Source organism: Paenibacillus sp. PK4536 (assembly GCF_028594455.2).
GTDB classification, from domain to species: domain Bacteria; phylum Bacillota; class Bacilli; order Paenibacillales; family Paenibacillaceae; genus Saccharibacillus; species Saccharibacillus nuruki.
The window spans coordinates 264,373-285,170 of sequence record NZ_CP126313.1 but is presented as its reverse complement, the minus strand read 5'-3'; the positions used below and the strand labels follow the sequence as shown (position 1 = coordinate 285,170).

The following is a 20,798-nucleotide window of genomic DNA, read 5'->3' as shown; positions in this document are numbered from 1 at the left end:
TAGGCATTTAAGGCAGTAACCATAGAAAGAGGGGAAATAAGTGAAACGTTTAGCTTGGTTATGGATGCTTGTTCTTGTATTAGCAGGATGTTCGACAGGCGCTCAAGCAGGGCCATCTACAGCTACCCACGATACGTCTACGAATACCGCTTCGTCTGCACGGATTGTAGCGACAACTGTAGCTATTACTGAGATTACTGCTGCACTGGATCTTCCATTAGTCGGCAAACCAACCAGTACCAAGACATTACCTCCACAATATAAAGATATTCCTGATGTGGGTAATCCGATGAGCCCTGATATGGAGAAAGTATTATCGTTACAACCTACAGATGTATTGTCGGTCACAACGCTACAATATGATCTGGAACCCAAATTCAAAGATTTGAATATGAATGCTGAATTTTTAGATTTTGAAAGTTTGGAAAAAATGGAAAATGAAATTTTGAAAATGGGAACGCAATTTGATCGCACAACCAAAGCAAAAGAAATCACAGATACCTTAAAGGCTAAAGTGGCTGAAGTGAAAAAGACCGTAGCAGACAAACCTTCTCCTAAAGTATTGATTTTGCTAGGTGTGCCGGGAAGTTATCTTGTGGCTACTGAACACTCGTATATCGGTGATCTTGTGAAGATTGCAGGTGGAACCAATGTAGTCCAAGGAGAAAGTGTTGAATACTTAGCGTCCAATACAGAATATTTGCAAAAGTCGAATCCAGATATTATTTTGCGAGCGGCTCATGGGATGCCTGAAGAAGTGGTAAAAATGTTCGATGAAGATTTCAAAACGAATGATATTTGGAAACATTTTAATGCGGTTAAAACAGGACAAGTCTATGATCTGCCAGAACCTTTGTTTGGAACTACAGCCAGCCTGTCTGCTCCTCAAGCATTAGATGAATTACTGCAAATGATGTATCCCTCTTCCTAATCTATGACAAGAAGGATGTTATAAATGATAGCTAAACCATCTACAGAATATTCAAATCCATCTTCTTCTAAAAGTGAGCAGACTGCATATACTCATCAGAATCGTAAGCGACTATGGAGCTTTATAGTTGTCTGTGCGCTACTGATCGGAGTTGTGCTGTATTCAGCGATGACGGGCAGTCTCAAAGTAGGGATATGGCAACTGATACAAGGATTATGGACAGGCAATGATAATCAGGTCAATGTTGTACGAGACTTACGATTGCCTCGTATTATTGTAGCTATGATGGCAGGCGCAGCACTAGCCGTAGCTGGCGTATTATTGCAAGCAGTGATGAAGAATCCATTAGCTGATTCAGGAGTGATTGGCATATCTTCTGGAGCCGCATTAGTGTCACTTATTGCAGTGACTCTATTTCCAACCTTATATTTTTGGATGCCTTTATTTTCGTTTTTTGGCGGGGCTTTGGCTTGCTTCATGGTATACGGGTTTTCATGGAAATCGGGACTGCATCCGATTCGATTGATCTTAATCGGTGTTGCAGTGAACGCTATTTTTTCAGGACTGGGGCAATCTTTTAATTATCGAGGAAGTTATGCAGTCACCAGTATTAATCAAGTCACCACTTCAACATTAGCTATGAAAAAGTGGGTCGATGTAGAGATCATTTTAATATATGGTGGAATAGGATTAATTCTTGCCATGTTAGTGTATTCATGGTGTAACTTTCTAGCCTTACAAGAAAAAACAGCGAAAAATCTAGGTCTGCATGTTACCCGTGCTCGATTGTTGATCTCTGTGATTGCGGTTATTTTGGCGGCTACAGCTACTGCAATCGCAGGAGTGATTGTATTTATCGGATTATTGATTCCTCATATTGCACGCCAACTTGTTGGATCGGATCATAAGTGGCTAATTCCTTTTTCCGCAGTCGCAGGAGCTTTATTATTGTTGCTTGCTGATACGCTTGGAAGAACGGTACTGGCTCCTAATGAAATTCCAGCTTCGATTATTATGGCGGTTATTGGTGGACCTTTTCTTATTTTCCTCATTACAAGGAGTGACCGTATCTATGGACGTTAACGATATTACTTTTTCATATGATCGTCGTATTGATCGTCTTCATCAAGTCAATGCACAGATTCAGCCAGGGAAAATTACAACGATTATCGGTCCCAATGGATGCGGCAAGTCCACCTTACTGCATGTGATGTCTAATAATGCGGTACCTCGTCTTGGACAGGTGATATTAGATGGCAAAACCATTGCTCAATATAAACCGAAAGAATTAGCACGCAAATTAGCGGTTGTGCATCAGCAAAATGAAGCACCTACGGATCTGACGATCGAAAAATTAGTTAGCTTTGGTCGATTACCGCATCGTACACTATTTAGTTCACTACAAGCAGAAGATGAGCAAGCGATAGAGTGGGCATTAGATTGTACTAATTTACACGAAAAAAGATTCAGCACATTAGATCAATTATCTGGTGGAGAACAGCAACGGGTCTGGATTGCTATGGCACTTGCGCAACGGACGCCCATTCTTTTTCTTGATGAACCGACGACGTATCTCGATATGTATTATCAGTTAGAGATTATGGAATTGATCGATCGCCTGAATAAAGAACATCAATTGACGATCGTGATGGTGCTTCATGATATCAATCAAGCGATTCGTTACAGTCATCATCTGATTGCGATGAAAGCAGGTGCGATTATAGCCAGCGGAGTACCAGATGATATGATTACTCACGATCTTATTCGGGATATCTATGGAGTAGAAGTGCTTGTACGGCATGATGCTGAAGCAGGATTACATCTCATTCCGATAGGTGTAGGTTTGTAAAAGAATCGTTCTCTGATGCGCTTATTTGGTCTATTCTATCTATTACTGAACAGACGTAGATTGATACGCTTTTTTGAAAATAGGGTAATAATGGAAGAAGAAAAGCGTTGAGGAGAGTGAGTAGCACATGCCGAAAATTCGTTATAACAATATGGATAATATAAGTACAGATAAGACGCTTAAGCAATTACGGCAATGGCGTGAAGAACGACGACTCAAAAATAAAGATCATTCTTATATCGTTCCTAATCAACCCCCTGAGATCGATTATTTACATAATAATCGTGAAGATGCTTCGATTACATGGGTAGGGCATTCAACCTTTTTTATCCAATATGAAGGATTGAATATCGTAACAGATCCGGTATGGGCAAGCCGAATGGGTTTTCAAAAAAGGATAGGACAGCCGGGCATTCCGATTGTAGATGTGCCTCCTATTGATGTTATTCTACTGTCTCATGCTCATTACGATCATATGCATATCAGTTCGATTCGTCAGCTTTACCGTAGTTCGACGATTATTATTGTTCCCCAAGGACTCAAAGCCAAAATGAAACGTAAAGGATTTGCACGTTGTCATGAAATGCAGTGGTGGGAAACATTCAAAGTAGGCGATATCCATATTACTTTTGTGCCTACCCAACACTGGAGTCGGCGTACTTTATTAGATACCAACACATCACATTGGGGCGGTTATATTATCGAACCTGTTCATCATCCTGTTACGTTACAAGAGGTAGAACATCCAACAGATCATTCCACTGAAGAAAAAGTACCACCAACGATCTATTTTGCTGGAGATAGCGGTTATTTCCCGGGCTTCACTGAAATTGGTAAACGATACAAGATTCATATCACGTTGATGCCGATTGGAGCGTATGAACCGGAATGGTTTATGAGTTCGCAACATACCACTCCTGAAGAAGCGCTTCGCGCCTTTTGCGACGTGAATGCAGAGACGATGATTCCGATGCACTATGGTACATTCCGCCTTGCTGACGATACTGCCCGTGAAGCATTGGATCGCTTAGAAGCGGAACGCCAACGTCTTGAGATTGCTGAAGAGCGTATTCGTGTTCTAGCTCACGGTGAGACTTTAATCGTTCATGGGAATGCTGATAGTACTAAATGATACATGGATCTATTTCAATACGCTAAATCTACACATTCAACCGTTTAACGTATCCAAAGTTAAACGGTTTTTTACTTTGCTAGATCATAACTTATCTTTACTTGATATTTCAAATCATATATCCAATCCCAAAATGTTGATCATATTTTTTTCCAGTTTCCTCAATACTGCTGTTCGATTAGATGGTGTTGTGTGGTATACTATTGCCATCGGCAATTTTATGAAAACAGCGATGCTTATTTTCATGAAGGTCAACATGTTCTACAACAAATACTTCACTAACGATAAGGATGGTAATGAATACATGATCAATACAACAGGTGTCACGCTTCGCTATGGTAAGCGCGCGCTTTTTGAAGATGTAAATATCAAGTTCACGCCGGGTAACTGCTATGGTCTAATCGGTGCGAATGGTGCAGGTAAGTCTACATTTTTAAAAATTCTTTCTGGTGAGATTGAGCCTAACCAAGGCGAAATCCATATTACACCGGGCGAACGTTTAGCTATTCTAAAACAGAACCAATCTGAGTATGATGAATTTCCGGTGCTAGAGACTGTAATGATGGGTCACAAGCGTCTGTACGATATTATGAAAGAAAAAGATGCATTGTATGCCAAAGCTGATTTCACAGATGAAGATGGTATGCGTGCAGGCGAATTGGAAGCTGAATTCGCTGAAATGAACGGTTGGGAAGCAGAATCCGAAGCAGCAGAAATGCTAAACGGTCTGGATATCAACACTGAAATGCAATCCAAATTAATGAAAGAGCTTGGCGGTAACGAGAAAGTTCGCGTATTGCTGGCGCAAGCATTGTTCGGTCATCCGAATATCCTGTTACTGGATGAGCCTACCAACCATTTGGATATCGAATCGATTCACTGGTTAGAAAATTTCTTGGCCGATTATGATGGTACTGTTATCGTAGTCAGTCATGATCGTCACTTCTTGAATACTGTATGTACGCATATTGCCGATATCGACTTTGGTAAAATCCAAATGTATGTAGGTAACTATGACTTCTGGTACGAATCCAGTCAGCTTGCGCTACAATTGGGTCGTGAACAGAATAAGAAAAAAGAAGACAAAGTTAAAGAACTACAAGCCTTTATCTTGCGCTTTAGTGCGAACAAATCGAAGTCCAAACAAGCGACTTCTCGTAAAAAAATGCTTGATAAAATCACTTTGGATGATATTCGTCCATCGAACCGTAAATATCCATTTATCAACTTCAAAGGTGAACGTGAAGCAGGTAAACAGTTATTGTTAGTTGACGGTTTAACGAAATCAATCGATGGTGAAAAAATCATCGACAACTTGACTTTCACTGTAAACAAAGGTGATAAAATTGCTTTGGTAGGTCCAAACGGATTGCCAAAAACAACATTATTCCAATTGTTAATGGGTGAAATCGAGCCAGATGCTGGTACATTCCAATGGGGAATTACAACGTCTCAAGCGTATTTCCCGAATGATAACTCATCTTACTTTGATGGCGTAGAAGATTCACTTGTAGACTGGTTGCGTCAGTATTCTAAAGATCCAGACGAATCTTTCCTACGTGGATTCTTAGGACGTATGTTGTTCTCAGGCGACGAAGCGCTTAAAAAAGCAAACGTCTTGTCTGGAGGAGAAAAAGTACGTTGTATGCTATCTCGTATGATGTTGATGGGTGGTAACGTTCTACTATTAGACGAGCCTACCAATCACTTGGACTTGGAATCTATTACAGCATTGAACAATGGTTTGACTGATTTTGATGGTACGATTATGCTTACTTCTCATGACCATCAGTTTATCCAAACGATTGCGAATCGTATTATTGAGATCACACCAACAGGTCTGATTGATCGTATGATGAGCTATGATGAATATTTGGAAAATAAAGAAGTTAAAGAAATGCGCGAACGCATGTATCCAGTACAAGTGTAAATATAAGATTAGAGTGAAACAGCGGCTCTTTACGGAGAGCCGTTTTTTATTTGTGCCCAGAGCAGAATGATTTCGCAAAGGTAGATAAAGATGCGAAATGATTCGGCTTATTTTTCCTGTGGGCAAAAATGTTGGACAATCATTACAAGATTTCGTCAGTCATACAACATTTGCTTGGTCTCACAACGTTTGATCTAACCTACAACGTTTCTCTAGACCCACTATACATTCATTTGATAAGATGAACGGACGCTCATTGTGGCTAGCTAGGTAAAATTTGTGATCAGTGTAATCTCAGCATTTTCAAATGCTTACTTTTATAGCAGGGGGAACAAAATGGTTGATGTATATCAGAATATTAAAGCAGGGGAACGCGGGGCATGGGTTAGCATTATCAGTTATCTCATCTTATCCTCTTTCAAATTGACCATTGGCTATCTTTTTCTATCCAGCGCACTCAAAGCAGATGGTCTTAACAATTTAACTGATATTGTAGCTTCATTAGCTGTACTGATCGGGCTGAAGATTTCGAGAAAACCGCCTGATTCTGATCATGCGTATGGACATTTTCGTGCAGAGACAGTAGCCGCGCTGATCGCTTCATTTATTATGGCGATGGTTGGAGTGCAGGTGTTAGTAGATGGAGTACAATCTTTATTTGCAGGTCGAGAAGAATCCCCTGCATTATGGACAGCAGGAGTCGCTGTACTATGTGCTGTAGTGATGTATTTTGTGTACCGTTACAATATCAAGCTTTCCCGGCAGACAGGCAGTCAAGCGCTCAAAGCGGCGGCTAAAGACAATCTATCCGATGCTCTGGTCAGTATAGGGGCAGCAGTAGGAATTATTGGCTCTCAATTTGGGATGCCGTGGTTAGATATTGTGGCTGCTCTGGCAGTAGGATTGATTATTTGCAAAACAGCATGGGAAATTCTAAGTGAATCGATGCACCGTTTAACAGATGGCTTTGATGAAAAAGAATTGCCCGGTTTACGTCAAACGATTGAATCAATCGACGGGGTAGAACATATCAAAGATATCAAAGCTCGTGTAAATGGAAGTCAGACGTTGCTTGATGTCGTTATTGAGGTACAACCGGACTTAACCATTATTGAAAGTCATGATATTACCGATGAAATTGAAGCCAAAATGGAACAGGTTCATAATATTCGCTATGTTCATGTTCATGTGGAACCCAAAAATATAAAATAAATACATCCTACCAGAATTACACCATTATATTGGATAAAGGGGCAGCTTATATGTCCGTTACACGTTCTAAAGCGGTTCGTATCCGTTTGTGGATCATTTGCATATTAAGTGGAATTATAGCATTACTAATCATTGGAGCAGGAACGTTATACTGGATTGCGGCACCTGAGCGTCCATTGAATTTGGAGTATACGGATGTAGATACCACAGCCAAAATCATCAGTATGGTCGAAACGAAAAAGCTAGAAACCACTATTTCACAAGATGAATTCAATCAATTGGCAAAGCAAGAATTGCTAGATCGCCAACATGAATTTCCTTTGGGACTCAAACTGACTGGTGCACAATTTACATTGCATAACCAGAACGTCACTGCTGATCTAAGAGGGACATATTGGGGAATTCCTTTTGGAGCCTTGCTAGACTTTCATATCAAACGTGAAGAAAATCGCTTAGTTCTAGATCATCAAGCCACTCATGTTCGACATGGAGATTTTAGTGGAGCTTGGATCGAACCGATTACCATATCATTGACCAAATACTTCCCAGCTATCGTCAATGTGAATCAAATGGAATTTGCACAAGATCATATTCAAGTATCATTCAAGTTAAACTTGCTGAGTCTGCCCAAGTTATTACTGCGATAATCGCTACGGGCACTTACATATAAGGTATACAGAATATAGTTTGGATAAAAGATAAAAAAACGCTTATCTCTCTAGGAGATAAGCGTTTTTTGGTACATCATCGTATTCAGTTAAGCCTCTACAATGATGTTAGAAGCTTCGTTTTCTGCCTGTGAACAAGCTGATCACGAACAATACCAAGAAGATAAAGAACAACACTTTAGCAATAGAAGCAGCAGCTTCAACAATTCCGAAGAATCCGAAAATACCTGCTACTAATGCGATGATAAGTAAGATAACGGACCATTTCAACATAAGTAATCACCATTCCTTTTCAAATATTAAGTATAATAAAATAACGATTTAAATAAATCGTAAGACGACGTCCATTGAGTATATATGTATGTTTACTCTGAGATGACTCAATGTTGTGATGTCGTTGGTAGTTGTATCTTAACCGACAAACTTTAGCTTGAAACAATTTACATTGTTTAAGCAATCGTATCTTGATGCTCATAACGCTCTCATGTTTCGGTGGTAAAACTGAGGGGTAGTTATTGAGTAACATCTTGAAATGTTGACAGATACTATTTTTACCAGAACACCTTGTAACACCAAATCATATTGAGAAGAAAAGAGAGGGAATGCCATGATTATTGAAATTAGTGTAGCCGTTATCGCATTAGCATTTGTAGCACTCGTTATTTTCCTTATTAAAGTGCTTCAATCTGCTGCAAAATCGTTAGACAATGTATCTTCTACTTTGGTAGACGTACAAAAAACAATTGAGGAATTAACGTATGAAGTGAAACAAACGATTCGTAACGTTAATGATATTACAGTCGATGTAGAGCACAAGTTAAAACAAGTTGATCCGTTAATGGAAACTGTTAAAAACTTGGGTGAAATCTTAAACGATGTAACTTTATCTTCAAAAGACTTGTCTTTACGAGTGATCGAGAAAGTTAAACATATTGGTGAAAGTAAACCGAAGCCGGTTGCTTCTAATCCAACAGGTGTCAACAATAAAGCGACTGCTTCTACACCGCAACAACGTACATTGCAGTCATACTCAGCTACATATAGCCACGCAAATGCTACCAACTGGATGAAATGGGTAGATACAGCGGCTACTGTATGGCAAAGATACCGTAAATAAACCACATTCAGACACGTTGACAGATAATAATTAAGGTATAACCACTAAATATGTATCAAGAGTTTATACCGTAAGAAAGGGTGAGACGATGATTACTCTCATGATGTTACTTGCTGGAATATTGTCCCCTTACTCCGGTTCTGCTCAAGTATCCGATGCTACTCCAGTACAGGCAGTTACAACTGTACAATCTGCTGATTACGAAGCAACACCAGTATTTCATACTGAAGTAGCAACACCTAAGTTAACAGCTTCGACTGCGGTGTATTCAACGACTGACTCTGTTTATGACGAACAATATAGCCGGTTGAATGGAATTTCTTTGGCAGATACTAGAGAAGATGTGCTGCGAATCAAAGGAAAACCATCCCATATTGTTGAAAATGAGTTAGGCGATCAAGAATATCAATATCAAGATGTAAATATTGGTTTTCAAGATCAGTGGATCACTTATATCAGTGTACCAGCCAAAGTCGGCACAATCACACTGGATGGTCAGAAGATAACGCTAGGTAGAGACGAAATCAGAAAAGCACTGGGCAAGCCTGACTTTTCAGCGGAAGATGGAGAAGGTTATACCAATGGATTATCTGCTCTTAAAGTGTTCACGGATTCGCAAACAGGCGCTCTTCGTAGCGTAGATATATTTGATGCAACTTCGGAATAAGTACTTGTTTGTATGTTTCATTTGATGTTCAGTAAGGTTAATACTATTCAATCATAAGTATACTGAGGAGAGTGGCGAATGATGAGTTCTACAAATTCAACAAATTCCAAAGCTTATGCCAAAGTAGTTGAAAATGGTGTACAGGCTGTAGAAGAAGCTAAAAACTTACAAAAAACAGGATATAGCTTTGAAGAAATTTACGTACTGGCCCATAAAAAAGATATTACTGAAAAAATTGCTGAAACAGCTAATGCCAAAGAAGTGGGTGTGAAAGAAGAAGGAATGTTTGATTCTGTAGCTAACTTTTTCCGTTCACGTGGAGACGAATTGCGCTCCAAAATCACATCGATGGGATTTACGAAAGAAGAGGCTGATTTCTATGAGAGCGAACTTGATTTGGGCAAAGTGCTTGTTATTGCCAATCGTAAATCATAAAGAAATGGTATCAAAATATAAATAAGTAACGATCAACCTTCAATTTTACTTTTCAAAGTAGAGTTGAAGGTTTTTTGACGAATTTTTGATATTGTTCCTTTTGGAGAAAAGCAGTATTTGATTTATAATAGAGATTGCACTTTATTTATGAAGCTAGATCAGTGTTTGTCTAAAAGCTGAAATAAAGCGACAAGGAGAAATTATGCATATATTAATAGTTGATGATAACCCTACTAACGTAATTATTATTCGTGAAATTCTCAAAAGAGAAAAATATACCAATATCACGACTTCCTCTTCAGCACGCGAAATGTTTGGACATCTGGGAATCAATGATGAGGGAGTTGTCAATAAACCGAAAATAAATGAGATTGATCTCATTCTTTTAGATATGATGATGCCTGAAATGGATGGGATTGAAGCTTGCCGCATTGTACAACAATATGATGAATTACGTGATATTCCGATTATTATGGTTACTGCTGTAGGCGATTCCAAAAAATTAGCAGAAGCTTTAGATGCTGGAGCAGTCGATTATGTGACTAAACCGATCAATAAAGTAGAATTGCTTGCGCGAATTCGCTTAGCTTTGCGTCTTAAGCATGAGAAAGATTGGCACAAAGAGCGAGATCAACGTATTCAAGATGAGTTGAAATTAGCTAGTCAGGTGCAACATGCCGTATTAAGTGTGCCTATTCAAGATCTTAATATTCAGATTGAAGCTTTATATAAGCCTTCTTTTGAATTAGCAGGAGATCTTTATGCATGGTATCCATTAGGCGAAGGTCGATATGGAGTCATTCTACTGGATATGATGGGACATGGTATTTCTTCTTCTTTGTTCTGCATGTTTATCGCTTCAGTACTCAAAGACACAGTGACTACCTATGTAGAACCTGAAAAAGTTATTCAAGAGCTGAATCGACGCTTTAACCAATTGCATATCGAAAATCAGTTAGTGCAATATTACTTCACAGCGATTTATTTAGTAGTCGATACCAAATACAAACGTGTTGATTATGTTAATGCAGGGCATCCACCAGGACTCTTTTTCCATGATGATGGTCAGATGACCAAATTATCTACCACGACATTCCCTGTAGGATTGTTTGATCGTATTGATGCGGAATCCAAAAGCTTCACTTATGAAGGTGATGCTCATCTTGTTCTCTACACAGATGGCTTACTTGAAATGGTTGAAGGAGATCAAGATGTACAGTTAGAGTTCTTGATCAATGAATTGAAATCCAGTCATCATATTAATACCCAACAGATCGAAAAAGTATTTTTTGACGAAATATCTTCACAAGAACGTGATGATGATAAATGTTTAGTATGGATTTCATTGAGTGAAGGAGCGGACATTGGATGAAAATTAGAACCAAGCTGGTTATAGGATTCAGCGTTATCATTATGTTAATGATGACGCTGGCTTTTATCAGTTATGATCGAATGAACTACATGAATGAACAGCTAGATAAAGTATACCAAGATCGTTATCTCAAAGTGAGATATTCTACCAGCTTGCGTGGAGATATGAACAGTATAGCCAAAGCACTAGCGAACCAGTTATTGAGCGCTTCCTCTGAATCGGTAGCCGAAAGTCGTGCCACTGTTCAAAAGTTAAGTGATGATGCACAGAAGAATGTGAATTTATTACAAGAAAGTGCACAGACGTTAGAAGAAAAACAGATGGTAAATGAAGTAGCTGATGCATGGACCGATTTTGATGCTTATGGAGATCAAGTGTTGAATTTATTAGCAGATAATCAGATTGCTCAAGCAAACAATTATCGTACAGGCACAGGACTCGCTGCGCAAAATAATTTGGGAGCTTTAGCGAATGAATTAGCAGATTATCAAGATCTAGCGATTGATCAAGAAATCAAAAATGCGAATGAAGCGTATCAAAGTTCTATTCAGACCACCACCTATGTTATGTTGGGTGGCATTTTGTTGAGTCTACTCATTATGATGTGGATTATTCCGAGTATTAGCAAAGGTCTAGGAACGGTTTCCTTAATGATCAATGGCTTTTCAGAAGGACGTTTACGTGCGATCAGCCGGATCAAAGTGCAATCCAAAGATGAGATAGGCGATGTAGCCCGTGTTTTTCAAGAAATGGCAGAAGATTTGGAACAACAACGAGAAGCAGAACATCGTTATCAACAAGCACAGCAAGATCAATCTTGGTTGAATTCCAACAGTGCACGTATTACTGAATTATTACGTGGTGTGAGCACACTAGAACAAAGTGCCCAAACGTTTATTAATGAATTCTCTCCAACGCTTGGTGCTCATTTTGGAGCCCTTTATGTACGACCGCTTAATAATCCTAACTCTCTAACTTTACAAGCTTCCTATGCAGGCGAAGGCATGTTAAAAGCGAAGCATTCACTGGTATTAGGCGAAGGTCTAGCAGGACAGTGTGCATCCGATCAACATCCAATCATTTTGGATGAAGTTCCTGATGATTATATTTCGATTCATTCTGCAACAGGACAACATAAACCTCAAAGTCTAATGATCTATCCTATTTTATTTGATGATGAATTATTAGGGGTTATTGAGCTAGCTTCATTAGGTACGTTTACATCATTGCAAAAACAATTATTAGCTCTTTTAACGCACAACTTAGGTGTAATCCTTAACAATATTAATCGTCGTTTGCATATTGAAGAATTGTTACGTGAATCGCAAACGATGACTGAAGAATTGCAAAGTCAATCAGAAGAACTACAGATGCAACAAGAAGAACTTAAACGTTCTAACGAAAATCTAGAAGAGCAGACAGAAGAACTCAAACGCTCAGAAGATTTGTTGCAACGTCAGCAAGAAGAGTTAGAACACTTTAACAATGAACTGATTGCGAAGACACGCGAACTGCAAGAACAAGTTCAACAAGTAGAAGAACAGAATCAAGAAATTGAACAAAGCCGTCATCAATTAGAGCAACAAGCGATGCAATTATCAGTCACAAGTAAATACAAATCAGAATTTCTTGCGAATATGTCTCATGAATTACGGACACCGCTAAATAGTCTATTGATTCTATCTCAATTACTAACTGAAAATAAAAACGGTAATTTGACAGAGAAACAAGTAGAGTATGCAAGTACAATCTATATGTCTGGTGCAGACTTGCTGAAAATGATTGATGAAATTCTAGATTTATCCAAAGTCGATGCAGGCAAAATGGATATTAATCTGGAAGCTGTTCCGATGAAATCTATTGAAACGTTTGTCAATATGAACTTTGCTCCAGTAGCTATCCAAAAAGGAATAGACCTGAATATCAATATAGGCGATCAAGTACCAGAAGCAGTAGTGACCGATGATCACCGAGTGAAGCAAATTCTACGAAATATGTTATCCAATGCATTTAAATTTACAGATACAGGTTATATCAATGTCAATATTGAGCTTCCATCTATCGATCAAGTGCCTCCTTATCTCAATCGTAAGCAAGATTATATTGCGATTACAGTGGAAGATAGTGGTATAGGGATTCCGGCAGATAAGCAGGATATTATTTTTGAAGCGTTCCAACAAGTCGATGGTACCACCAGTCGTAAATATGGAGGTACAGGACTGGGTCTATCAATTAGTCGTGAGTTGTCTCGCCTTTTAGGTGGAGGAATCGGACTACAATCAGAAGAAAATCGAGGCAGTGCGTTTACTCTTTATTTGCCTAGACAAGATGCTTTAAGTGATGAACAAGTAGCGCAATCAGAAGAATCTAACAACCATTACTCCAATAATGAAATGTATATGCCAGCTGACTTCTCAGAGCAAGTTCTTCGTCATTCATCCGATTTCCCGGCTTACAAAAAAGATAGTAATGACGAAAAAATGATTATTCCACAGCCTTTGGCAGATGATCGAGATCAATTGAACAAAAATGATAAAGTCATTTTAATTATAGAAGATGACGTAAACTTTGCTAAAATTTTGTTAGAAATGGCTCGTGGTCGTGGATTTAAAGCATTGGTAGCTATGCAAGGAGATACCGGTATGCATATGGCTAAAACGTATATACCGGATGCGATTATTCTTGATATTCAGCTTCCTGTAATGGATGGCTGGTCTATTTTGAGTGAACTGAAAAGCAATGCACATACTCGCCATATTCCTGTTCATGTGATTTCTGTTGTCGATGATGTCAAACAAGGACTGATGATGGGGGCTATCGCTTATCTCAAAAAACCATCCAGTAAAGAATCGCTAGAACAAGCATTTTCACATCTAGAATCGTATACGTCACAAAGTCTTAAGCAGTTATTGATTGTTGAAGATGACGAGAATCAGCGTAAATCGATTATTGAATTAATCGGTCATGACGATGTAGCGATCACCGCAGTATCCACAGGTGTAGAAGCATTACATGAGCTGCGAAGCAAACGTTATGATTGTATGGTGCTTGATCTGATGCTTACGGATATGACAGGGTTTGAATTATTAGATCGTATTCGAGATGATCAACAATTAAGTGATCTGCCGATTATTATTTATACAGGTAAAGAACTCGATAATAAAGAAGAGACACAATTACGCAAATATGCAGAATCGATTATTATCAAAGATGTGAAATCTCCAGAACGTTTACTGGATGAGACTACATTATTCTTACACCGCGTCGAAGCAGATTTGCCAGAAGACAAACGTCGTATTTTGCAAAAACTTCATAATAAAGAAACGTTATTTGAAGGCAAGCGAATTCTATTGGTTGATGATGATGTCCGTAACGTATTTGCTTTATCCAGTGTGCTTGAAGGCTATCGTATGGATGTAACATTTGCAGAAAATGGAAAAGAAGCCATCGACATTTTACAACATGAAGATTTCGATCTAGTATTAATGGATATGATGATGCCTGAGATGGATGGTTATGAAGCAATGCGTATTATTCGTCAGATTCCAGCTTATGAGAAATTGCCGATTATCGCATTGACTGCCAAAGCTATGAAAGATGATCGTGCGAAGTGTATTGAAGCAGGCGCTTCTGACTATGTGAAAAAACCAATTCAAACCGATCAACTTTTATCATTAATGCGTGTATGGTTGTATTCGTAAGTGAATAATTTGGGTAATGGATATTAATACTCAAATTTTATAAATGACTATACCTTAAAGAGCTTCAACCTATAAAAGTAATTTGAATCGGGGCTGAATATAATGACATCAACAAAACGTGACCAATTAGCAAGCCAATCCGAACCGCCCCAAGCGGATGAATTGATTGTCAATAATCTAGCAGAACGCGAAAATATTGAAGTTGATTTACTGATGGATGGAGTACATCGTCTGTATGGATATGATTTTCGTAATTATGCTAGAGCTTCGTTAACGAGACGCATCTGGCATCATGTACATGCCGAGAATCTTAAATCGATCTCGGCTCTTCAGGAAAAGGTACTGCATGATCGAGCTTGTTTTGAACGTTTAGTCCAAAATTTATCGATACCTGTCACTGAAATGTTCCGTGATCCTTCTCTTTTTCGTATGTTCCGTGAAAAAGTGGTTCCTTTATTGCGAACTTATCCGTATATTCGGATATGGCATGCTGGATGTTCTACAGGGGAAGAAGTATATTCGATGGCAATCTTATTACATGAGGAAGGTTTGCTAGATAAAGCCAGAATCTATGCAACAGATATGAACAATCGCTCGTTGCAACAAGCACGTGAAGGCGTATTTGGAATAGAACGTATGCAACTCTACACTAAAAATTATCTAGAAGCGGGCGGGAAGCGTTCGTTTTCTGAATATTATACAGCGAAGTATAGTTCTGTAATCTTTCAACCTTTTTTACGTAAAAATATGATCTTTGCTGAGCATAACTTAGCAACCGATCGTTCGTTTAATGAATTTAATGTCATCCTTTGCCGGAATGTAATGATATATTTTAACGACGAATTACGTGATCAAGTCCACGGATTGTTTCACGAAAGTTTGAGTCGTTTTGGAATCCTAGTCTTAGGTTCTAAAGAATCTATGCAATTTACAGAGTACAGTGATAGTTATGAATTATTGGATCGCGTAGAGAAAGTATATCGGAAAATTAATTAGAGATTGTAGGGGGATTCCATGAGGTTTCATGAACCGATTCATATCTTATTGGTAGATGATCGACCAGAAAATTTGCTCGCTCTGGAAGCCGTTCTTGAGAGTGAACGTTATAATCTGATTAAAGCAACATCTGGAGAAGAAGCATTACGCTGTCTGCTCAAAGATGAGTTTGCTGTGATTGTACTAGATGTACAAATGCCAGGGATGGACGGGATTGAAACGGCAAAACTCATCAAAGCGCGCGAGAAAACTAAAGAAATTCCAATTATTTTTATATCAGCAAATAGTAAAGAATCGGAGCACTTATTCGCAGGCTATTCTGCGGGTGCGATTGATTATATGGTCAAACCATTTATTCCACAAATCCTCAAGTCCAAAATTGAAGGATTTGTCAGTATGTATTTGACCAATAAGCGTCACAAAACACAGTCGATGTTGTTACAACAGAAAACATTAGAACTGGAGAAAATCAATCAAGAACTAACAGTGGCAAAAGAAGCAGCAGAAATTGCAGCCAAAGCCAAAACTGAATTTTTAGCGATGATGAGCCATGAAATTCGGACGCCGATGAATGGTGTGATTGGCATGATTGATCTGCTTATGGATACAGAATTGCAAGAAGAGCAGAAAGAATATGCTTCGATTATACGCAGTAGTGCAGACACACTGGTTATGGTGATCAACGATATTCTTGATTTTACCAAAATGGAATCTGGAAAAATGGAATTGGAAGAACATCCATTTTCGCTGGAAGCATGTATTTCCGAAGTGTTCAGTCTGTTTTCTGTCGATGCAGGCAAAAAAAATCTAGAACTTATGTATTCAATAACAGAAGATGTTCCAACGTATCTATATGGAGATATGGCTCGCTTACGCCAAGTGTTGATCAACTTAACCGCCAATGCGATCAAGTTCACTGAGCAAGGTGGTGTGTACTTGGAAGTGACGATCAAAGACAAGCTTGCTGAACGATTGGAACTTGAATTTAAAGTAAAAGATACAGGGATTGGCATCGCTGAAGAAAAGCGTGAACAATTATTCCAACCTTTTTCACAATTAGATTCGTCGATGACCCGTAAGTATGGTGGAACAGGACTGGGATTAGCCATTTGCAAAAATCTAGTGCAGATGATGGATGGAGAAATCAGACTCGAAAATACACCGCTTCAAGAAGGTTCTGGAGCTGTATTTGTTTTTACTATTTGTACCGGTGAATATGTTATGGAAGATCCCACTTTAGGATTGTTAGAAGAACGTGCAGATCAATTATGGTCGAATCGTAGTACAGAAGCTCCTAATATTCTGGTCGTGGATGATCATCCAATCAATCAGAAATTAATGGTAAGTATGCTGAATCGATTGGGATATAGTCCGGATATGGCAGATGATGGTGAAGAAGCGATTCGAATGGCTTCGGTTCATCAATATGATTATATTTTTATGGACGTTCAGATGCCTAATATTGATGGTCTAGAAGCAACCAAAATGATTCGTAATCTGCAAAAAGATGAGAATCCGGTTATTATTGCGATGACTGCCGATGTGATGGAAGGAATCAAAGGACGCTGTTTTGCAGCAGGCATGGACGACTACATTAGCAAGCCTGTCAAAATGGCTAGCGTTAAAAATATGTTAGAACATTACTCAATTAATCATCGTAACTATGAAACGAAAAAAAATGTTTTTTAAATAAATGGTTTCTTTAAAATAAGAAAATAAATTTTATTTCCTGCCTTTAATACGGATAACAAGAGATAAAATTATTTTCTGGACAATATATTTGTTTAAACAACAAAAATAGGGTAATATTATCTTCTGTTTCGGATGTTTCAGAAGTTTTACAGTTGGGTTATTAGTAAAGAAACCATTGTTCAGGGGAGAATGTCTATGACTACTAATAAAAATGAGAAATTTAATGTTGTAACTGAAATGGATGAAAGAGCATGTACCGTATTTTTGAGTGGGGAAATGGATTTATCGGTTGCTCCAGAATTCCGTCTTGTAATGGAACCTCTTGTTGGGGAAGCAGAACAAGATCTAATTATCAATATGAAAGACCTGAAATATATTGACAGTACAGGTATTGGTATTCTACTTTCGATTCTCAAAGCACGGCATGGTATGAACGCCAGCTTTACTGTTGAAGAAGTTCCTCCACAGATTCAAAAATTATTTGAAATGACAGGTATTGCTAAGTTTTTTGTCCCTCAGGAGAATTCCCAATAGGAAAGGATCGAACATCGTATGAATGCTGATACTCAAAAAGTAGTTCTTAATTTGCCAGCGACGGCAGAATTTGTGGACGTAGTTAGACTAAACTTGTACGGAATTGCTTCTAAAATGGGCTTTTCCTATGAAGATATTGAAGATATGAAAGTAGCAGTCTCTGAAGCTTGTAATAACTCTGTGTTGTATGCGTACGGACAAGAGGGAGGACATGTGGAAGTGACTTTTGAAGTTGGTGAAGAAACATTATCCATTATTGTCGAAGATGAAGGGGAGAGCTTCGAATCAGTAAAGGATATGGGACAAAACAATACACTTCATGATAAAGACCTACACGATGTACAAATCGGTGGCTTAGGTTTTTATTTGATGCAAGCATTAATGGATAATGTGAGTATCGAAAATTCTGCTGGTCAAGGTACCCGTGTAATATTATCCAAAAACCTTGCTCTAAGCGAGGAAACTGTATGAGTGAAAGATTAACTCCCCCCGAGTCTATGGACGAGGCAATCAGTATGATCTGGGAGTATCAACAAACAAAAGATAATGACATCGCTACAGTACTGATCAAAAAGTACGAGCCTATGGTCAAAATGGCTTCGGGTAAAATTGCCCGTAACCGACCAGACTTGTATGAAGATTTGTACCAAGTAGGTCAGATGGCATTAATCCGTTTGTTGCAGCAATACGATATCTCACTTGGGATTCCGTTTGAACCATATGCCATGAAGAGTATGATCGGGCATATGAAAAATTTCTTGCGCGATAAATCTTGGTACATACAGGTTCCCCGCCGTATTAAGGAAAAGGGAGCGTTAGTACAACAAGCTATCGATGAATTAACCATGAAGTTAGAACGTTCACCCCATGTGCGTGAGATTGCTCACTTTCTAGATCTATCTGAAGAAGAAACGATTGAAGTTCTAGCTGGACGTGAATGCTATCACTATGTATCGTTGGATTCTCCTCTATCACAAGAAGAGAGTGCGGCTACACTTGGTGAATTGATTAGTGCAGATGTGAATGATTACGATTCTGTAGAGAAACGTATGGATTTACAACAAGCACTTAGTCAGTTAAAAGAGCAAGAACAGAAAGTACTGCTATTGGCTTTCCAGGAAGGTCAATCTCAACGTGCGATTGCTCAGAAACTTGGTGTTTCTCAAATGAGCGTATCTCGTATCCAAAAACGAGCAACTGAAAAGTTGAAGCAGATTATGTCGAATGCTTCCACTTCCGGATAAATACATTTAATGTATGTTACGAAGTGTAGCAACGATGCTAGGATACTTTGGAAAATAGATGATTATTAAAATGCGCTGTATTGTTCCGGAAAGGAATAGTATAAGCGCATTTTTTGTGCAATGGACTATTAACAGATCAAAAAACCTCTATATTCAATGCCTAAATCACATAAGGTGATTCATTGAATGTAGAGGTTTTTTGACTTTGATACTCATAATGATCACTATTATCTGCCTTGAGAAGCTTTAACATAGTCTAGAATTTGAGCAATATAGTTTCCAATAAGAGGTAGAGAAACCATTTGGCTTAAAATAAAACCGAGAATAGCTAGAATTACAATCGTACCTAGAGATAATCCTAGACCACGTGCTGCACCTGCTACAAAGTTAACCACGAGCCGACGTTTCACACTGCTATAGTTCTCAATAATATCTTGAATCTCTGCTTTATCTAACGATTCTGCAATCTGATCCAGACGTTCATTGAGACGTTTCACTTCGTGACGTAATTCAAAAGGATGTTCGCCGATTGCCTCAGGTGGCTTAACGAGTTCTGGAGAGCGTGGTGATACTTCTTTGTTGTCATGAGCCATAGATGTTCCCTCACTTTCGTATAAATAATAAAATAAATTAAGTATAAATATCCGATATTCTATGAACGAGACATAAAAATAGCCGACTACAATGAGCCGGCTATTTGTGAATCACTATTAACGTGTAGGGAAGCTTGTGTTGTTACTACCCGGTGTAGACGTTGTAGAGTTCACTTCTTTTTTAACTTCATTGGTTTTGTTTTGAGCTTCTTTAGCTACATCGTTAGAAGCATCTTTCACATCTTTACTTACGTTGTCAGAAGCATCTTTGATATCTTTAGCTACGTTTTGAGCAGCATCAGACAAAGAACTGCTTACTGTTTCTTTGTTATCTGTAATTGATTTAGCTACATCTTTAGCTTTAGTAGAAACGGTTTGAGCTAGAGAAACAGCAGAATCGCTTACTAGACCCGCTACTTGAGAAGTTTGATCTGCTACAGTTGTAGCAATCTCTTTCGTACGGTCTGTTACATTACCAGCAACTTCTTTAGTTTTGTCTGTAGCTTCTACAAACTTCTCAGAGATATCTCCGCGTAATTCGCGACCTGGTTTTGGTGCAAACAACAATGCTGCTGCTGCTCCCAACAATCCTCCGATAAATACACCTTTTACAAATGTAGAACTTGTTTGAACTGGGTACTGTTTTTCTACTTCATTCATTATTAATCACTCCTTGATTTAATTTAGATCGATTTGTCTAAGCAGATCAACCTTTGTAAGTAAGA

At 38.6% G+C, this 20,798-nt stretch carries 20 protein-coding genes; 17 read left to right on the top strand and 3 right to left on the bottom strand.

Features of this window, described 5'->3' with window-relative positions; translation table 11 throughout:
- Nucleotides 1–64: 64 nt before the first annotated feature.
- The 7 genes from isdE (at nt 65) to PO903_RS01415 (ending at nt 7,701) form a co-directional block, all read left to right on the top strand.
- A complete protein-coding gene (gene isdE / locus PO903_RS01445; protein WP_273594609.1) occupies nt 65–931 on the top strand; it encodes a heme ABC transporter substrate-binding protein IsdE in 867 nt (288 codons plus the stop codon).
- A 24-nt stretch (nt 932–955) separates the two neighbouring features.
- Nucleotides 956–2,014, top strand: coding sequence for a FecCD family ABC transporter permease (locus PO903_RS01440; RefSeq protein WP_137225321.1), 1,059 nt, complete (start codon nt 956–958; stop codon nt 2,012–2,014).
- Nucleotides 2,004–2,780 carry an ABC transporter ATP-binding protein gene (locus PO903_RS01435; protein WP_069325614.1) on the top strand — a complete coding sequence of 259 codons (777 nt, stop codon included), beginning with the start codon at nt 2,004–2,006 and terminating at the stop codon, nt 2,778–2,780. The genes PO903_RS01440 and PO903_RS01435 overlap by 11 nt, the downstream gene beginning before the upstream one ends.
- A 127-nt stretch (nt 2,781–2,907) precedes the next feature.
- A complete protein-coding gene (locus PO903_RS01430) occupies nt 2,908–3,912 on the top strand; it encodes an MBL fold metallo-hydrolase (protein WP_137225334.1) in 1,005 nt (334 codons plus the stop codon).
- A 304-nt stretch (nt 3,913–4,216) separates the two neighbouring features.
- Nucleotides 4,217–5,842, top strand: coding sequence for an ABC-F family ATP-binding cassette domain-containing protein (locus PO903_RS01425; RefSeq protein ID WP_069325612.1), 1,626 nt, complete (start codon nt 4,217–4,219; stop codon nt 5,840–5,842).
- A 336-nt stretch (nt 5,843–6,178) separates the two neighbouring features.
- Complete coding sequence (locus tag PO903_RS01420; RefSeq protein WP_069325611.1) at nt 6,179–7,054, top strand: cation diffusion facilitator family transporter; 876 nt, start codon at nt 6,179–6,181, stop codon at nt 7,052–7,054.
- 50 nt (nt 7,055–7,104) lie between these two features.
- Entirely contained in the window at nt 7,105–7,701 is a 597-nt protein-coding gene (locus tag PO903_RS01415; protein ID WP_273592417.1) for a hypothetical protein, read from the top strand.
- Nucleotides 7,702–7,830: 129 nt separating this feature from the next.
- On the opposite strand, the gene PO903_RS01410 is transcribed toward PO903_RS01415, so the two are convergent.
- Nucleotides 7,831–7,995, bottom strand: a complete 165-nt coding sequence (locus PO903_RS01410) for a DUF1328 domain-containing protein (RefSeq protein WP_083243274.1) — start codon at nt 7,993–7,995, stop codon at nt 7,831–7,833.
- A gap of 334 nt (nt 7,996–8,329) precedes the next feature.
- Here PO903_RS01410 and PO903_RS01405 point away from each other — a divergent pair, with 334 nt between their 5' ends.
- The 10 genes from PO903_RS01405 (at nt 8,330) to PO903_RS01360 (ending at nt 19,480) form a co-directional block, all read left to right on the top strand.
- Nucleotides 8,330–8,839 carry a DUF948 domain-containing protein gene (locus tag PO903_RS01405; RefSeq protein WP_069325609.1) on the top strand — a complete coding sequence of 170 codons (510 nt, stop codon included), beginning with the start codon at nt 8,330–8,332 and terminating at the stop codon, nt 8,837–8,839.
- A gap of 88 nt (nt 8,840–8,927) precedes the next feature.
- A complete protein-coding gene (locus PO903_RS01400) occupies nt 8,928–9,506 on the top strand; it encodes a hypothetical protein (protein WP_273592416.1) in 579 nt (192 codons plus the stop codon).
- 78 nt (nt 9,507–9,584) lie between these two features.
- Nucleotides 9,585–9,941 carry a YflT domain-containing protein gene (locus PO903_RS01395; RefSeq protein ID WP_241669431.1) on the top strand — a complete coding sequence of 119 codons (357 nt, stop codon included), beginning with the start codon at nt 9,585–9,587 and terminating at the stop codon, nt 9,939–9,941.
- Between the two features lie 202 nt (nt 9,942–10,143).
- Nucleotides 10,144–11,313 (top strand): PP2C family protein-serine/threonine phosphatase, encoded by a 1,170-nt coding sequence (locus tag PO903_RS01390; RefSeq protein WP_069325607.1) that lies wholly within the window; start codon nt 10,144–10,146, stop codon nt 11,311–11,313.
- A complete protein-coding gene (locus PO903_RS01385) occupies nt 11,310–15,014 on the top strand; it encodes a response regulator (RefSeq protein WP_069325606.1) in 3,705 nt (1,234 codons plus the stop codon). Before PO903_RS01390 ends, PO903_RS01385 begins: the two co-directional genes overlap by 4 nt.
- A 102-nt stretch (nt 15,015–15,116) precedes the next feature.
- The gene (locus PO903_RS01380; RefSeq protein ID WP_083243273.1) at nt 15,117–16,010 is read left to right on the top strand and encodes a CheR family methyltransferase; all 894 of its coding nucleotides are present in this window, start codon (nt 15,117–15,119) and stop codon (nt 16,008–16,010) included.
- A gap of 18 nt (nt 16,011–16,028) precedes the next feature.
- Nucleotides 16,029–17,699: a hybrid sensor histidine kinase/response regulator gene (locus PO903_RS01375; RefSeq protein ID WP_069325605.1), complete on the top strand. Its 1,671-nt coding sequence runs from the start codon at nt 16,029–16,031 to the stop codon at nt 17,697–17,699.
- A 198-nt stretch (nt 17,700–17,897) separates the two neighbouring features.
- A complete protein-coding gene (locus PO903_RS01370) occupies nt 17,898–18,236 on the top strand; it encodes an STAS domain-containing protein (RefSeq protein ID WP_069325604.1) in 339 nt (112 codons plus the stop codon).
- An 18-nt stretch (nt 18,237–18,254) separates the two neighbouring features.
- Nucleotides 18,255–18,707: an anti-sigma B factor RsbW gene (gene rsbW, locus PO903_RS01365; protein ID WP_069325603.1), complete on the top strand. Its 453-nt coding sequence runs from the start codon at nt 18,255–18,257 to the stop codon at nt 18,705–18,707.
- A complete protein-coding gene (locus PO903_RS01360; RefSeq protein WP_069325602.1) occupies nt 18,704–19,480 on the top strand; it encodes a sigma-70 family RNA polymerase sigma factor in 777 nt (258 codons plus the stop codon). The genes rsbW and PO903_RS01360 overlap by 4 nt, the downstream gene beginning before the upstream one ends.
- Before the next feature lie 227 nt (nt 19,481–19,707).
- Here PO903_RS01360 and PO903_RS01355 read toward each other — a convergent pair whose 3' ends face one another.
- Both PO903_RS01355 and PO903_RS01350 read right to left on the bottom strand, forming a co-directional pair.
- The gene (locus PO903_RS01355) at nt 19,708–20,073 is read right to left on the bottom strand and encodes a DUF5665 domain-containing protein (protein WP_069325601.1); all 366 of its coding nucleotides are present in this window, start codon (nt 20,071–20,073) and stop codon (nt 19,708–19,710) included.
- Between the two features lie 117 nt (nt 20,074–20,190).
- Entirely contained in the window at nt 20,191–20,733 is a 543-nt protein-coding gene (locus tag PO903_RS01350) for a YtxH domain-containing protein (RefSeq protein ID WP_069325600.1), read from the bottom strand.
- Between the last annotated feature and the right edge of the window lie 65 nt (nt 20,734–20,798).

Excerpts from the sequence above, each read along its gene's own strand:
- PO903_RS01380 (WP_083243273.1), top strand. The coding sequence starts at position 15,117 with ATGACATCAACAAAACGTGACCAATTAGCAAGCCAATCCGAACCGCCC.
- PO903_RS01395 (WP_241669431.1), top strand. The coding sequence starts at position 9,585 with ATGATGAGTTCTACAAATTCAACAAATTCCAAAGCTTATGCCAAAGTA.
- PO903_RS01440 (WP_137225321.1), top strand. The coding sequence starts at position 956 with ATGATAGCTAAACCATCTACAGAATATTCAAATCCATCTTCTTCTAAA.
- PO903_RS01420 (WP_069325611.1), top strand. The coding sequence starts at position 6,179 with ATGGTTGATGTATATCAGAATATTAAAGCAGGGGAACGCGGGGCATGG.
- PO903_RS01430 (WP_137225334.1), top strand. The coding sequence starts at position 2,908 with ATGCCGAAAATTCGTTATAACAATATGGATAATATAAGTACAGATAAG.
- PO903_RS01405 (WP_069325609.1), top strand. The coding sequence starts at position 8,330 with ATGATTATTGAAATTAGTGTAGCCGTTATCGCATTAGCATTTGTAGCA.
- PO903_RS01370 (WP_069325604.1), top strand. The coding sequence starts at position 17,898 with ATGACTACTAATAAAAATGAGAAATTTAATGTTGTAACTGAAATGGAT.
- PO903_RS01435 (WP_069325614.1), top strand. The coding sequence starts at position 2,004 with ATGGACGTTAACGATATTACTTTTTCATATGATCGTCGTATTGATCGT.
- PO903_RS01355 (WP_069325601.1), bottom strand. The coding sequence starts at position 20,073 with ATGGCTCATGACAACAAAGAAGTATCACCACGCTCTCCAGAACTCGTT.
- PO903_RS01360 (WP_069325602.1), top strand. The coding sequence starts at position 18,704 with ATGAGTGAAAGATTAACTCCCCCCGAGTCTATGGACGAGGCAATCAGT.
- PO903_RS01410 (WP_083243274.1), bottom strand. The coding sequence starts at position 7,995 with ATGTTGAAATGGTCCGTTATCTTACTTATCATCGCATTAGTAGCAGGT.
- isdE (WP_273594609.1), top strand. The coding sequence starts at position 65 with ATGCTTGTTCTTGTATTAGCAGGATGTTCGACAGGCGCTCAAGCAGGG.
- PO903_RS01400 (WP_273592416.1), top strand. The coding sequence starts at position 8,928 with ATGATTACTCTCATGATGTTACTTGCTGGAATATTGTCCCCTTACTCC.
- PO903_RS01350 (WP_069325600.1), bottom strand. The coding sequence starts at position 20,733 with ATGAATGAAGTAGAAAAACAGTACCCAGTTCAAACAAGTTCTACATTT.
- PO903_RS01415 (WP_273592417.1), top strand. The coding sequence starts at position 7,105 with ATGTCCGTTACACGTTCTAAAGCGGTTCGTATCCGTTTGTGGATCATT.
- PO903_RS01425 (WP_069325612.1), top strand. The coding sequence starts at position 4,217 with ATGATCAATACAACAGGTGTCACGCTTCGCTATGGTAAGCGCGCGCTT.
- rsbW (WP_069325603.1), top strand. The coding sequence starts at position 18,255 with ATGAATGCTGATACTCAAAAAGTAGTTCTTAATTTGCCAGCGACGGCA.
- PO903_RS01390 (WP_069325607.1), top strand. The coding sequence starts at position 10,144 with ATGCATATATTAATAGTTGATGATAACCCTACTAACGTAATTATTATT.
- PO903_RS01375 (WP_069325605.1), top strand. The coding sequence starts at position 16,029 with ATGAGGTTTCATGAACCGATTCATATCTTATTGGTAGATGATCGACCA.
- PO903_RS01385 (WP_069325606.1), top strand. The coding sequence starts at position 11,310 with ATGAAAATTAGAACCAAGCTGGTTATAGGATTCAGCGTTATCATTATG.